Source organism: Serratia sp. JSRIV001 (assembly GCF_019968745.1).
Lineage (GTDB): Bacteria > Pseudomonadota > Gammaproteobacteria > Enterobacterales > Enterobacteriaceae > Chania > Chania fonticola_B.
Window position 1 is genome coordinate 1,557,142 of record NZ_CP074147.1, and the last position, 13,893, is coordinate 1,571,034.

A 13,893-nucleotide genomic window follows, 5' to 3' on the forward strand; every position below is an offset into this window, starting at 1 on the left:
GAAAGCAACATCCTTTGCGTAACCCCTACGAAGGTCAATACATCTCTTGGATGAGGATCAAATAATATGACCACCAACGCAAAATTAGATGTTTATAGCCTGATCGACACCCGGAATGGACAAGTTCTGCCACGGTTCTACACCGATCCGGACATTTATCAATTAGAGCTTGAGCGTATATTTGGCCGCTGCTGGCTGTTTCTGGCCCATGAAAGTCAGATCCCCAAATCCGGCGATTTCTTTAACACCTACATGGGTGAAGACGCGGTAGTCGTCATCCGTCAGAAAGATGGCTCCATCAAGGCGTTTCTCAACCAGTGCCGCCACCGTGCGATGCGTGTCAGCTACGCAGATAGCGGCAATACCCGCGCTTTTACCTGCCCTTACCACGGCTGGTCTTATGGCATCGATGGCGAATTGACTGAGGTGCCATTGGAGCCGCGCGCCTATCCACAAGGCTTGTGCAAATCGCATTGGGGGCTGAAGGAAGTGCCTGGTGTCGAAAGCTATAAAGGCCTGATATTTGGCAACTGGGATACCAGTGCTCCGCCACTCAAAGAGTATCTGGGTGATATGGCCTGGTATCTGGATGGTTTGCTGGATCGGCGGGAAGGCGGCACCGAAATTGTCGGTGGCGTGCAGAAGTGGGTAATTAACTGCAACTGGAAGTTCCCGGCCGAGCAGTTCGCCAGCGATCAGTATCATGCCCTGTTCAGCCATGTCTCGGCGGTACAGGTACTGGGCGGCATGCAGGATGGCAGCGATAAAAAACTGGGTAATGACCAGACCGCACGCCCGGTGTGGGAAACCGCCAAAGACGCGGTGCAATTCGGTCAGGATGGCCACGGCTGCGGCTTCTTCTTTACCGAAAAGCCGGACGCCAACGTGTGGGTTGATGGTGAAGTCTCGCGCTACTACCGGGAAAGCTACCCCGAAGCCGAGCAGCGTCTGGGCAAGATCCGTGCTTTGCGCCTGGCCGGGCATAACAATATTTTCCCTACGCTTTCCTGGCTCAATGGCACCGCCACTATGCGTGTCTGGCATCCCCGTGGGCCAGATCAGGTTGAGGTTTGGGCGTTCTGCATTGCCGACAAGGCCGCCTCGCCGGAAACCAAAGCGGCGTTTGAAAATAGCGCCACTCGAGCCTTTGGCCCTGCCGGTTTCCTTGAGCAGGATGATTCGGAAAACTGGGCTGAGATCCAGAAACTGCTCAAAGGCCACCAGGCCCGTCACAATCCATTATGCCTGGAGATGGGGCTGAATCAGGAAAAACGCCGTGAAGACGGTATCCCCGGTATTACCAACTACATCTTTTCTGAAACCGCCGCGCGCGGCATGTACCAACGTTGGGCGGATTTGCTGAGCAGCGATACCTGGCAGGAAGTCCAAGAGAAAACCGCAGCCTACCAGCAGGAGGTGATGAAATGAGCCATCCGATCTCTATGGAACTCCAGCATCAGATTACCCAGTTTCTCTACCGCGAAGCCGCCCTGTTAGATGATTGGGCGTTCCGTGCCTGGCTGGAACTGCTTGACGATGATTTGAGCTACACCATGCGCACTAGGGTCAATGCCCAGACTCGCGATCGGCGCAAAGGCGTTCAACCACCGACCACCTGGATTTTCAACGACACCAAATCACAGCTTGAACGCCGGATCGCGCGTCTGGAAACCGGGATGGCCTGGGCTGAAGAGCCGCCGTCCCGCACTCGCCATATGGTCAACAACTGCATTATCAGCGAAACGGCACAGGCCGATGTGTTCTCCGTGCGAGTGAACTACCTGCTTTACCGGTCGCAAAAAGAGCGTGATGAAACCATCTACGTTGGCACCCGTACCGATCTGCTGCGCCGCCGTTCAACCGAAGAGGGCTGGGGACTGTGTGGGCGTGAAATCATTCTCGATCAGGCGGTTATCACCTCCCACAACATGAGCATCCTGTTCTGATGAAACGAATCCATGCTTGTGCTGTTGGGGCGTTGCCGGAGGGGGAAGCTCTCCGGCTCGATACTGAGCCGACGATCGCGTTGTTTCACGTGGGCGGTGAATATTACGCGATCAACGATCGTTGCAGCCACGGCAATGCGTCGATGTCTGAGGGCTATATCGAGGATGACGCGACCGTGGAATGCCCACTGCACTCGGCCAGCTTTTGCCTGAAGACCGGTAAAGCATTGTGCATGCCCGCCACGGAGTCGCTGCAAACCTACCAGGTCACCGTGTTAGAGGGGGCCGTGTTTATCGATTTACCGGAGGGCGTCTGATGTCCGATCTTAAAGATGACGTAGTGCTGATAACCGGTGGCGGCTCAGGCTTGGGGCTGGCTCTGGTGGCGCGATTTATCGAGGAGGGTGCCAGGGTGGCGACCCTGGAACGTTCAGCGGAAAAGGTCAGCCGGTTACAGCAGCAGTTTGGCGAGCAGGTTGTGGCTGTGCAGGGTGACGTGACTTCCTTTGCCGATAATCAGCGTGCGGTGGAGATGGCGCTGTCCCGCTTTGGGCGTCTGGACTGTTTTATCGGCAATGCCGGTATCTGGGATCATAATGCCTCGTTGCTGGCGACACCGGCGGAGCAGTTGGAGTCCGGCTTTAACGAGCTGTTTGCCGTTAACGTCAAAGGCTATCTGTTGGGCGCCAAAGCCAGTGCTCCGGCATTGATCCACTCCTGCGGCAGTATGATCTTCACGCTTTCCAATGCGGCCTGGTATCCCGGCGGCGGCGGCCCGCTGTATACCGCCAGCAAGCATGCTGACGTAGGGCTGATCCGTCAGTTGGCTTATGAACTGGCCCCCAAGGTTCGGGTCAATGGCGTCGGGCCTTGTGGCATGGCCAGTGACTTGCGTGGTCCACAGGCGCTTGGGCAGCACGACACCTCGATTATGCAATCGCTGACGCCGGAAAAGATTGCCGCCATTTTGCCGTTGCAATTTTCCCCTGCGCCGGAAGATTTTACCGGCCCTTACCTGATGCTGGCCTCGCGCCGTAACAACCGGACGTTGAGCGGCGTGATGATCAATGCCGATGCGGGCCTGGCCATTCGGGGTATTCGCCACGTGGTGGGTGGATTGCAGCTATAGGAGCCAACATGAAACAGATAGTGATTATCGGCGGTGGTCAGGCCGGAGCTATGGCGGCCGCAGCCCTACGCGCACAACGGTTTACCGGTGGCATCACCCTGATCGGCGAAGAGCCGGAAATTCCGTACGAACGTCCCCCTTTGTCGAAAGCCATGTTGCTGTCGCCCACCCCGCAGTTGCAAGACATTCTGCCTGCTTCCTTCTATGAGGAGAATGCCATTGTCCTGCGCCGCAATACGCAGGTTGTCGCGGTCGATACCTTACAGCACACGGTGCTACTGGCTGATGGTGAAGAACTGGAGTGGGACCGGTTGCTGTTGGCGACTGGGGCCAAGGCTCGACGGCTCATATCGCTGGATGCGTTGGGTGATAAATCGCATACCTTGCGTACTGCGGCAGATGCCAGGCGGTTACGTGAAGCACTGACTGCCAACCAACGGATCCTGATTGTCGGTGCCGGCACCATTGGCCTCGAGTTGGCAGCCAGTGCGAAGCAGAGTGGCTGTGAGGTGACGGTGATTGAGCAGGCGGCGATGGTGATGGGGCGCAATGCTCCACCGCCGGTGCGCGATTATCTGATGAGCCTGCATCAACAGCATCAGGTGCGTCTTTGCCTTAATGCCCAGATTGAGCACGCCGCTCTGGAACAGGGAAACGTAGTGCTGACGTTGCAGGACGGTGAACGGCTGATGGGTGACGCGGTGATTTATGGCATCGGCATTGAAGCCAACGATCGTCTGGCTATCCAGGCAGGGTTAGCGACTGCCAACGGCATCATTGTCGACGACCATTGCCGTACTTCGGTTGCCAATATTTATGCGGCTGGAGATGTCACCTTACGCCGTCAGGGTGAGCAACTTGTCCGCCTGGAGACCTGGGATAACGCCAACCAGCAGGCACTGGTGGCGGCCTGTGCCATGTTGGATCAGCCGTTACCGCCCACGGTGCCGGTGTGGTTCTGGACCGATCAGTTCGACAGCAATATTCAGTTTATCGGGGCCATGCAGAGCGAATATTGGTTGGTGCGCGGCAGCGTTGAGGCGCACAGCGCCATCTGGTTTGGGTGGCAAGAGGGTCGGCTGGTGGGGGCCATCACGCTGAACCAGGGGCGGGAAATGCGCCATCTTCGCAGGCTGATCCAGCAAGGTAGCCAGATAGATGAAAGGCTATTGGTTGATCCACAGGTTGCATTAAAGAGCTTGATTTAGCCCTGTCATGGCTAACCGGTTTCCCCTCCTCACCCCACTCTCTTACGCAGGAGAGGGAGTTGATCTGGTGTCGCGAGCAGGTGAGGGGGGGCTTTTACGCCCGGAACCTGGACCGTCTGGAATAGCCGTTCCGCGCTAAACACGCTAATGATTAAAAACAAGGTGGCTTGATATGAACGCTTATCTTCATTGTCTCTCTCATTCCCCGTTAGTGGGCTACGTTGATCCGGCCCCAGCGGTGCTGGCCGAAGTGGAAAAAACTATTGCCGACGCACGGCAGCGGATCCAGGCATTTGATCCTGAACTGGTGATCCTGTTCGCGCCAGATCATTACAACGGCTTTTTCTACGACATCATGCCGCCGTTCTGCATTGGTATGGCCGCTACGGCGATAGGTGACTTCAGCAGTGCCGCTGGCGAGCTGCCGGTGCCTGCGAAGCTGGCTGAGGCCTGCGCTCAATCGGTGTTGGATGCGGGGGTCGACGTTGCGGTTTCCTACTGCATGCAGGTGGATCATGGTTTTGCCCAGCCGCTGGAGTATTTGCTCGGTGGCCTGGCGAACTACCCGGTGCTGCCGGTATTTATCAATGGGGTCGCGCCACCCTTGCCTGGCTTCAAGCGAACGCGCCTGCTGGGTGAAGCTATCGGGCGTTTTGCCCGTGGCCTGGATAAACGAGTATTGATCCTGGGCTCTGGTGGGCTTTCGCACCAGCCGCCGGTACCTCAGTTGGCCGAGGCTGACGCTCATATGCGTGACCGCCTGTTGGGCAGTGGCCGCCAATTACCGGCAGACGAGCGCCAATTACGCCAGCACCGCGTTATCTCTGCTGCCCGTGCTTTTGTGCAGGATCAGAGCACCTTACATCCTCTCAACCCGCTCTGGGACAACCAGTTTATGGACATTCTTTCCGGCGGACAGTTGGCGGAACTGGATGGGCTGGGCAATGACGAACTGTCGGCGATCGCTGGCCGCTCAACCCATGAGGTTAAAGCCTGGATGGCCGCCTTTGCTGCGCTATCGGCGTTTGGTCCTTATCAGAGCGAGGGGCGCTATTACCGCGAGCTTCCCGAGTGGATCACCGGGTTCGGCTCAATTAGCGCCGCACCGCGGAAATAATAACGATAAAGGAACACCATCATGACATCGCAATCTTTTGACCTTACTGAAGAAAATACCAGCCGCTTCGTGCAGATCCAAGAGGGTGAAGCCAGCCTGCGTATCCATTACAACGACTGCGGCAGCGGCGCGCAAACCGTGGTCATGCTGCACGGTTCCGGCCCCGGAGCCAGCGGCTGGGCGAACTTCAGCCGTAATATTCAACCGCTGGTGACGGCGGGTTATCGCGTGATCCTGCTGGATTTCCCTGGCTGGAGCAAGAGCGATTCGATCGTCAGTACCGGTTCCCGTTCGGACCTCAATGCCCGCATTTTGAAAGGGCTGGTGGACGCGCTGGATCTGGAGCAGGTACATCTGCTGGGGAACTCGATGGGCGGCCACAGCGCCGTGGCGTTTACCCTGAGCTGGCCTGAGCGCGTTGGCAAACTGGTGTTGATGGGGGGCGGCACCGGTGGTGCTAGCCCGTTTGTGCCGATGCCAACGGAAGGGATCAAGCTGCTGCAGGGGCTCTACCGTGAGCCAAACATCGAGAACCTGCGCAAAATGATGAACATTTTTGTTTACGATCCCAGCGATCTGACTGAAGCGCTGTTCAAAACCCGCCTCGACAATATTCTGGCGCACCGTGACCACCTGGAGAACTTCGTCAAGAGCCTGTCGGTCAATCCGAAGCAGTTCCCGGATTTCAGCCCGCGCCTGGGTGAAATCAAAGCCCAGACGCTGATCGTCTGGGGGCGTAACGATCGTTTTGTGCCGATGGATACCGGGCTGCGCCTGCTGGCAGGCATTGCCGGGTCACAACTGCATGTGTTCAGCAACTGTGGGCATTGGGCGCAATGGGAACATGCCGACAGCTTTAACCGCATGGTCGTGGATTTCCTCAAGCATTAATCAGGGAGCAAATGATGAGTGATGACAATTTGGAGCAATTGGCTGCGGCGCTACGGCAGTCCGAGTTCAGCGGCAAGGTGATTGAGCCCTTGCGCGATCGCCTCGGCCTCGACAACGGCGAGGCGGCCTATGCCATCCAGCAGTTGAACGTACAGCATTGGCAGGCTGCTGGCCGCCGAGTGGTGGGGCGCAAAGTAGGGCTCACCCATCCCAAGGTTCAGCAACAGCTGGGAGTTGACCAGCCGGACTTCGGCACCCTGTTTGCCGACATGTGCTACGGCACCAACCAGGACATTCCATTTTCGCGGGTGATGCAGCCCCGTATCGAAGCGGAGATTGCGTTGGTGCTGGATCGTGATTTACCGCATGCCGATACCACGTTCGATGAGTTATGTAGCGCAGTGGAGTGGGTATTGCCAGCGCTGGAAGTGGTGGGCAGCCGCATCAAGGACTGGTCGATCGCGTTTGTCGATACCGTGGCGGATAACGCTTCCTGTGGCGTGTATGTGCTGGGTGGCCCGGTGCGTCGCATCGATGAGGTGGATCTGCAACATTGCGGCATGAGCATGACGCGCAATCACGAGGTGGTGTCTAGCGGGCGTGGAAGTGAATGTCTTGGGCATCCGATTAATGCTGCCGTCTGGTTGGCACGCAAAATGGCCAGCCTCGGCACGCCGTTACGAGCGGGTGATGTTGTGCTGACTGGAGCACTGGGCCCGATGGTGCCGGTGCAAGCAGGTGACAGTTTTACGGCAACAATTGAAGGCGTCGGCACGGTTTCTGCCCACTTCTATGAGGACAGCCAATGATGAGCAAGAGAAAAGTGGCGATCATCGGTTCCGGTAATATCGGTACCGATTTGATGATTAAAATCCTGCGTAACGCCAAGCATCTGGAGATGGGGGCGATAGTGGGGATCGATCCTGAATCGGACGGCCTGGCTCGTGCTCGCCGGATGGGGGTTGCAACCTGTCATACCGGCGTTAACGGGCTGATCCTGATGCCTGAGTTCGCCGACATTGATTTTGTCTTTGATGCCACCAGCGCGAGTGCTCATGTTAAAAATGATGCCATCCTGCGGGCGGCCAAACCGGGGATCCGGCTGATCGATCTGACGCCTGCGGCGATTGGCCCTTATTGCGTGCCGGTAGTGAACCTGGAGCAAAATCTCAGCCAGGTCAACGTCAATATGGTGACCTGCGGCGGTCAAGCGACCATCCCTATGGTGGCTGCGGTAGCTCGGGTGGCCAGAGTTCATTACGCCGAAATTATCGCCTCCATTGCCAGTAAGTCTGCCGGGCCGGGCACCCGCGCCAATATCGATGAGTTTACCGAAACCACCAGCAAGGCCATCGAGGTGGTTGGCGGGGCAGAGAGGGGCAAAGCGATTATCGTGTTGAACCCGGCGGAACCGTCCTTAATGATGCGCGATACCGTCTATGTGTTGAGTGAAGCCGTCGATCAGGCCAAGGTTGAAGCTTCAATCAACGAAATGGCGGCGGCCGTGCAGGCCTATGTGCCGGGGTATCGGCTGAAGCAGCAAGTGCAGTTTGATGTCATCCCTGCCGATGCACCGCTTAACTTACCGGGGATTGGCCGTTTTTCTGGCCTGAAAACCTCGGTGTTTCTGGAGGTTGAAGGCGCGGCGCACTACTTACCTGCCTATGCAGGCAACCTTGATATCATGACTTCCGCTGCGCTGGCGACCGCCGAGCGAATGGCTCAGGCCATGGCACACGTTGCTGGAGAACGGCTATGAACGAGAAAAAAATCACTATCTCGGATGTGACCCTGCGCGACGGGATGCACGCGATCCGTCACCAATATACGCTGCAAAATGTGCAGGACATTACCAGGGCGCTGGATGCGGCGAAGGTGGATTCGATTGAAGTGGCGCATGGCGATGGTCTGCAGGGCTCCAGCTTCAACTACGGCTTTGGCGCACATACCGATCTGGAATGGATTGCGGCGGCGGCGGACGTGACCACCCACGCTAAAATCGCCACCTTGCTGCTGCCGGGCATTGGCACCATTCACGATTTGAAGGATGCCTATAACGCCGGGGCGCGGGTAGTGCGTGTCGCCACTCACTGTACCGAAGCCGATGTCTCCAAACAGCATATCGCCTATGCCCGTGAGCTGGGCATGGATACCGTGGGTTTCCTGATGATGAGCCATATGACGACGCCGGAAAATCTGGCCAGCCAGGCCAAGCTGATGGAAAGCTACGGGGCAACCTGCATCTACGTGGTGGATTCTGGCGGCGCGATGAATATGAACGATATCCGTGCCCGTTTCCGAGCCTTGAAAGCGGTGTTGCAACCAGAAACGCATACCGGTATCCATGCGCACCATAACCTCAGCCTTGGGGTCGCCAACTCGATGGTGGCGGTGGAAGAAGGGTGCGATCGCGTGGATGCCAGCTTGGCAGGGATGGGGGCAGGAGCCGGTAACGCGCCGCTTGAGGTGTTTATTGCGGCGGCGGATAAACTTGGCTGGCACCATGGCACGGATCTGTATGCCTTGATGGATGCGGCTGACGATCTGGTGCGCCCATTGCAGGATCGGCCCGTTCGTGTCGATCGTGAAACGTTGGCGCTGGGCTACGCCGGAGTTTACTCCAGTTTTCTGCGCCACTGTGAAGTGGCCGCGGTGAAATACGGTATCAACACGGTGGATATTCTGGTCGAGCTGGGTAAACGCCGCATGGTGGGCGGCCAGGAAGATATGATCGTCGACGTGGCGCTAGATCTGCGTTCCCGCTAATCAGAGCGAGGTAAACCAGCAATGGGACTGTACCATCGTTAGCGCTCAGTGAATTACCTGCCCCTTTTTTGCAGGGGCAGGGTTATGTTGAATTACACCATTGGGCGGATATAGTCCCACAGGCGTTCCCAGTTAATCAGCACCAATACCACGGTGGCGGCAAACAGAATAAACATGATCTTTGAGAACATGATATCAACACTCCTTGTTAATAAATTCGACGTTTTGGTTTGGTGTTTTTGGTTCCCCTCACCCTAACCCTCTCCCAAAGGGCGAGGGGACCCATCGAGTTCGTTGATTGCCTTGCGTAATACCTTGCCTTTCTTGTTCTTACACCCAATTTTCCGAAGCTGCGCGGGCTAACCGCAGACTCCAGACAGCTCCCTCTCCCTGTGGGAGAGGGTTGGGGTGAGGGGTAATTTCAGGCAGTGTACAGAGGGAAAACCAGGCGATATAGAGGCGGTGAAACATTTCAGAAAAGACCAGGTTTATGGTCAGGAAATGGACAGTTGGCGAGGATTTGATGATAGGGCAGAGAGTTCCCTGCCCCGAGTTTTAACAGGGTGTTAATTCAAGATGCCGTTTAGCACCAGCATGGTGATCATCCCGCCTACAGCGGGGATCAGCGTACGGCGGACAATCATAAACGGCGAGCATTCACCGGCCTTGCTGACGGCAATGATCACCCCTGCCACCGGGGAAATCGATCTTCCCATACCGGCCATCAGTTGCATTGGCAGGATCATGCTGACGGCGCTTTCGCCAAACTTGGCGGCAATGCCTGGAGCCAGCCCAGAGAAGGAGAAGAACGCCGCCACGCCGGAGCCGGTCAGCGCCGCGGTCACGCAGACCAGCAGGGCCATCACGATCGTCATATTGCCAAAGCCAAAGCCCGCGGCCTGAACGGTGTGAATAATGAAGTCAACGGCCCCGATGATCTGTAAGCCTTGGGCGAAAACGTCGGCACACACCAGCAGGGAAACGATGCTGGTAAACATGGTGCCCATGCCTTTGAAGAACACCTGGATGCCTTTGCAGGCGGTTTTGAAATCTCTCCGTACCAGCAACTCGCAGAAAAATGCCAACAGAGTGCCGATAATCATCGCTGTCACCACGTCAATCTTGATGCTGCTGATCACCAGCGGGCTGAAGACGATCACCAGTATCACCGGGAACACCGGCAGGAAAGCGTAGAATGCCGGTACCTTGGCTGTATCTTCGCTGGTTGACTGTTCCACCTGCTGTTGGGTGACGATATGCCCGTCTTTGGCGTCAAAGTAGCGTGCGGTGAAGAAGATCAGTACCGCTACCGCCAGCATCACGCCGGTGGCGACCGGCAGTTGGTAGTGAGCAAAGTAGACGGCGGTTTCCATACCGGCATGTTTGGCTGCCAGGTTGGCGGTGCCCACCGCCGGGCCGAGATCCATAAACGCCGACATGCCGATCATCGAGGCGGCGGCGGCTTTACTGACACCAAGCCGCACCAACACCGGGAAGAAGGTGACTAACAGCAGCATCGCCAGACCGGCCGCGCTGGAAATCGCCACGTGCAGCAACTGGGATAAGATGTAGCCGATCGCCAGGATCAGGTAAGGAGCCTTGATCATCTGCAAGGGTTTGATGCACAGATTTACCATCGAGTTCGACGCTTTGATGTGATCCATATAGTCGGCAAAACCGCCCGCCGCCATAATGATCAAACCGATGCCCGCCACCTGGGTGGTCAAAGACTCTTTCACGAACGCGAAAATATCCCCGCCAACCCAGCCGATGGATTTGGCCTTGCCGTACAATATCGATTGCTCGGGGAAGAACACCGCCGTGATCAGCAGCAGGCTCAGCCCCGCCAGCAGTAACACGGTTTGCGGCTGGTAGTTTTTGATAATAAACCAGGCCGCCAATACGGTAACGATCATCCCGATGATAAATCCAGTCATCATTTCCCCTTATGAGTGTTTGGCAAAAAACTCATGCAATAGCGTGTTGTAATAATCCGGAGCCTGGAAATAAGGCGCATGGCCCATACCGGGCATCTCGATATGTTGGGTATAAGGCACCAGCGCCAGCAGATCGGCTTTGAGCTGTGGTTGCACCACGGCGTCTTTTTCACCGGTGAGGATCAGCGTTGGCATCTTGAGCTGGGGCAGTAGCGGGCGGTTGTCGGCGAGTTGCAACATGCGAGTGGCACGCCTCAGGCCTTCCAGATTGGTGCCTGCCGCAATGTCTGCCGCATAGTCCAGCACCGCTGTGGGCACATCCGGGAAGGGCAGCAGATCTCGAGCGCGGTTTCTGCCGTAGGCTTCGCGGCCGATTTCGGCAAGCTCTTGCAGCCGCTTTTCCAGCTTTTCCGAACTTGGGGCCGACTCTGGCGCGCCATAGCCGGGATGGGTGCAGGACAACACCAGGTTTTTTACCCGCTCTGGATAGCGGGCGGCGTAGCGGCTGGCAACGGTGCCGCCCATTGAATGCCCGACGAGGGAGACTTTCTCTGCCCCGCAGTGTTGCACCCACTCATGCAGCATCAGCACAAAAGCGTCGATCTCTGCCGGAACCAGCGCGGAGTCGGCATAACCCGGTGCATCCCAGGCCATGACGCGGTAGCGGGGAGAAAAGGCGGCAAACTGGAATGGCCAGGCTTTTGAGCTGCCCAGAATACCGTGTAAAAAGATCAGGGTTTCGCCCTTACCGCAGGCGCGGAAAGATAAATTCCCCTGTGAGGTACGTAGAATTTGCTGCTCAGGGCAAACAGGGATTGCGCTGTTTTCACTGCTCATGATAAAGCCTCTTTTCATTAAATAAACGCCAGAGATGGATTGCTACATGGCATTCTGGTAAGTCAATGCTTAGCCCTGAAGCAACAGGGCTATAAAGATGGTTGTTGAATATTAATACTGCCTGGTGTTGGTGTTATTTATTGAAAACGTTAAATGCCTCGAATAACGACTCCATGACGTTGAAGTTCTCGTTTAATTCGTTGCTTTTCACTTCGCCCATATAATTGACCAGCGCCTCGATTAATACGAAGCCCGCGCTGCGGCTGCTGAACAGCCCGCTATGCTGGCTCTCCATCAGCAACATCGCCGTGGCGAAGTGGCTGAACGGATTGACGGCATTATCGGTGATAACGATGGTATCGCCACGATGTTGATAAAACCATTTTATCAACCTTGTCGTCACGCTGGAAAAACGATAATAAGAAATCGCCAGTAGCACATCGCCTTTTCTCGAGTCGATTAGCTTATGCGGTAAATTGGCAATATTGGCATCCAGTAGCACAATGTCTTTTTTGATATAGCGGCCAAGCAGATAAAAATACTCGGCCAAGGCATGTGCCGTTGCGCTGCCAATCACATACAGCCTTTTTTCCGGATCGCAAATCAGCGCGATGGTTTTCTCCAAATGCTGGCGATTGATGTTTTTCAACGTATTGTTGATATTATCGGTGATCTCGCCGCAGTGTTTTTCTATGAATTCGATGCCGTTTTTTCTGTTTTTGCTGTTGTCGAAGCGTTCTATGGGGGAGATGTTTCTGCGCTGCTCTGGCTCGATGGTGGACTCTTTGAAGTCACGAAAGCCGGTGAAGCCGAGCTTCATCATAAATCGCCCCAAGGTTGACTTGGCTATGTTGATCTCATGGCAAACATCGATCACTTTGCTGTAGGGAATGGACTCAAAGTGTTTGTCAAAATAGTCGATGATACGCCGATCCGTTTCGGTCAGATTATCAATGCTGGCAATACGTTGAGTGAATTCCGCTCTGTTCATGTCAGTTTTCCCCTCTACGCCATTTCTTCCTTCATTAATAACAAAACCCAAGGGAGAAAAAAGGGGAATCAAAAATTCCCTTGTCAGAAGTGTGTGTCATCTCTCATTCCCTTCTGACCCGCGCTACCGCTTGCTTTGGCAGTAGCGCGTTCTCCTCAAGTTACGGTTGTACCTTGAACTCGCCATGCTGTTCAAACCAGGCAAATTGCTCTGCGCCATAGGCAGACATCTTCGAGCCGCTATGCCCAACGTCGGGCAAGGTCGTAAAGCGCCAGTTGAAGTCGACCTTATAGCGTTTGGCTTTCTGCTGCGCCGTCAGGAAATAGCTTTGTGCACGGGTTAACCGGCTATCTCCCTGTGCCATGGCTTCATAAGAGCGGCGCAGCAAAGGGTGATACGGATCGTTATCTTTTTCACCGACGGTGATCAGCACGGGTTTGGCAAAGTAGTCGGCCAGCTGTTTTTGCGTCACTTTCACCGGGGCATTGTCCAGGCCATAGGGCCAGGGGTTTTCCACATCTGGCATGGTCCACCATCCGGCTGCCGCACAAATGGCGGCTTTGACATTCGCCTCAGGGACAAAGGTCAGCATTCGGTGAACAAACTGGCAGCCAGCGCTGTTACCAAATAAATAATAGTCTTGTTGTTTGGTGATCCCCTGTTTTTGCATATCGGCAAACAGATCGTCAATGACCGTGAAAGCCCATTCCCCTTTAGGGTTGACCTGGTGGGTTTTGGCATTCTCGATATTCCCCAGGTTATAGCCGTCGTTACCGGGATAATCGGCTTCGGAGAACAGCGGGGCGATGACGATAAGTTTGTTTTTCTTGGCATTTTCTACCCACGAGTCGCGGTACTCATCGGCATTACGGTTCAGCCCGGTCAGGACAAATACCACTGGGGTGTTGGCATTGGCACCAGGAGGCTGGTAGCTGAAGACCTCCATCTTCTTGCCGGTTTGTGGCACGGTAAAATCGAAACTACCGCTCTCTTTTGGCAGCACGGCTGCGTGGCTGGCGCTGGCGCTCAACGCTAACACGGCGAATAAACTGATAAAATTGTTCATGTTTT

The 13,893-nt window shown here is 55.6% G+C and carries 14 protein-coding genes; 10 read left to right on the plus strand and 4 right to left on the minus strand.

Going from position 1 to position 13,893, the window contains the following annotated elements; genetic code table 11:
* Positions 1-66: 66 nt before the first annotated feature.
* The 10 genes from hcaE to mhpE all read left to right on the plus strand — a co-directional run bounded on the left by hcaE (position 67) and on the right by mhpE (position 9,057).
* On the plus strand, positions 67-1,428 hold the full coding sequence (gene hcaE, locus KGP17_RS07000) for a 3-phenylpropionate/cinnamic acid dioxygenase subunit alpha (RefSeq protein WP_223499088.1): 1,362 nt from the start codon (positions 67-69) through the stop codon (positions 1,426-1,428).
* Positions 1,425-1,946 carry a 3-phenylpropionate/cinnamic acid dioxygenase subunit beta gene (gene hcaF, locus KGP17_RS07005; protein ID WP_071682298.1) on the plus strand — a complete coding sequence of 174 codons (522 nt, stop codon included), beginning with the start codon at positions 1,425-1,427 and terminating at the stop codon, positions 1,944-1,946. Before hcaE ends, hcaF begins: the two co-directional genes overlap by 4 nt.
* Positions 1,946-2,263 (plus strand): 3-phenylpropionate/cinnamic acid dioxygenase ferredoxin subunit, encoded by a 318-nt coding sequence (hcaC, locus tag KGP17_RS07010; protein WP_037375150.1) that lies wholly within the window; start codon positions 1,946-1,948, stop codon positions 2,261-2,263. Before hcaF ends, hcaC begins: the two co-directional genes overlap by 1 nt.
* On the plus strand, positions 2,263-3,075 hold the full coding sequence (gene hcaB / locus KGP17_RS07015) for a 3-phenylpropionate-dihydrodiol/cinnamic acid-dihydrodiol dehydrogenase (RefSeq protein ID WP_021805356.1): 813 nt from the start codon (positions 2,263-2,265) through the stop codon (positions 3,073-3,075). The genes hcaC and hcaB overlap by 1 nt, the downstream gene beginning before the upstream one ends.
* An 8-nt stretch (positions 3,076-3,083) precedes the next feature.
* Positions 3,084-4,283 carry a 3-phenylpropionate/cinnamic acid dioxygenase ferredoxin--NAD(+) reductase subunit gene (hcaD, locus tag KGP17_RS07020; RefSeq protein WP_223499089.1) on the plus strand — a complete coding sequence of 400 codons (1,200 nt, stop codon included), beginning with the start codon at positions 3,084-3,086 and terminating at the stop codon, positions 4,281-4,283.
* A gap of 172 nt (positions 4,284-4,455) precedes the next feature.
* Positions 4,456-5,400 (plus strand): 3-carboxyethylcatechol 2,3-dioxygenase, encoded by a 945-nt coding sequence (gene mhpB / locus KGP17_RS07025; RefSeq protein WP_223499090.1) that lies wholly within the window; start codon positions 4,456-4,458, stop codon positions 5,398-5,400.
* A 21-nt stretch (positions 5,401-5,421) separates the two neighbouring features.
* On the plus strand, positions 5,422-6,291 hold the full coding sequence (locus KGP17_RS07030; RefSeq protein WP_059200118.1) for an alpha/beta fold hydrolase: 870 nt from the start codon (positions 5,422-5,424) through the stop codon (positions 6,289-6,291).
* A 14-nt stretch (positions 6,292-6,305) separates the two neighbouring features.
* Positions 6,306-7,100: a 2-keto-4-pentenoate hydratase gene (gene mhpD, locus KGP17_RS07035; RefSeq protein WP_021805352.1), complete on the plus strand. Its 795-nt coding sequence runs from the start codon at positions 6,306-6,308 to the stop codon at positions 7,098-7,100.
* On the plus strand, positions 7,100-8,050 hold the full coding sequence (locus tag KGP17_RS07040; protein ID WP_223499612.1) for an acetaldehyde dehydrogenase (acetylating): 951 nt from the start codon (positions 7,100-7,102) through the stop codon (positions 8,048-8,050). The genes mhpD and KGP17_RS07040 overlap by 1 nt, the downstream gene beginning before the upstream one ends.
* The gene (gene mhpE / locus KGP17_RS07045) at positions 8,047-9,057 is read left to right on the plus strand and encodes a 4-hydroxy-2-oxovalerate aldolase (protein WP_223499091.1); all 1,011 of its coding nucleotides are present in this window, start codon (positions 8,047-8,049) and stop codon (positions 9,055-9,057) included. Before KGP17_RS07040 ends, mhpE begins: the two co-directional genes overlap by 4 nt.
* A gap of 566 nt (positions 9,058-9,623) precedes the next feature.
* On the opposite strand, the gene dcuC is transcribed toward mhpE, so the two are convergent.
* The 4 genes from dcuC to KGP17_RS07065 form a co-directional block, all read right to left on the minus strand.
* Positions 9,624-10,994: a C4-dicarboxylate transporter DcuC gene (gene dcuC, locus KGP17_RS07050; RefSeq protein ID WP_223499613.1), complete on the minus strand. Its 1,371-nt coding sequence runs from the start codon at positions 10,992-10,994 to the stop codon at positions 9,624-9,626.
* 9 nt (positions 10,995-11,003) lie between these two features.
* Complete coding sequence (locus KGP17_RS07055) at positions 11,004-11,831, minus strand: alpha/beta fold hydrolase (RefSeq protein ID WP_223499092.1); 828 nt, start codon at positions 11,829-11,831, stop codon at positions 11,004-11,006.
* Between the two features lie 133 nt (positions 11,832-11,964).
* Positions 11,965-12,822: a MurR/RpiR family transcriptional regulator gene (locus KGP17_RS07060; RefSeq protein WP_021805347.1), complete on the minus strand. Its 858-nt coding sequence runs from the start codon at positions 12,820-12,822 to the stop codon at positions 11,965-11,967.
* 160 nt (positions 12,823-12,982) lie between these two features.
* Complete coding sequence (locus KGP17_RS07065; RefSeq protein WP_223499093.1) at positions 12,983-13,888, minus strand: hypothetical protein; 906 nt, start codon at positions 13,886-13,888, stop codon at positions 12,983-12,985.
* Between the last annotated feature and the right edge of the window lie 5 nt (positions 13,889-13,893).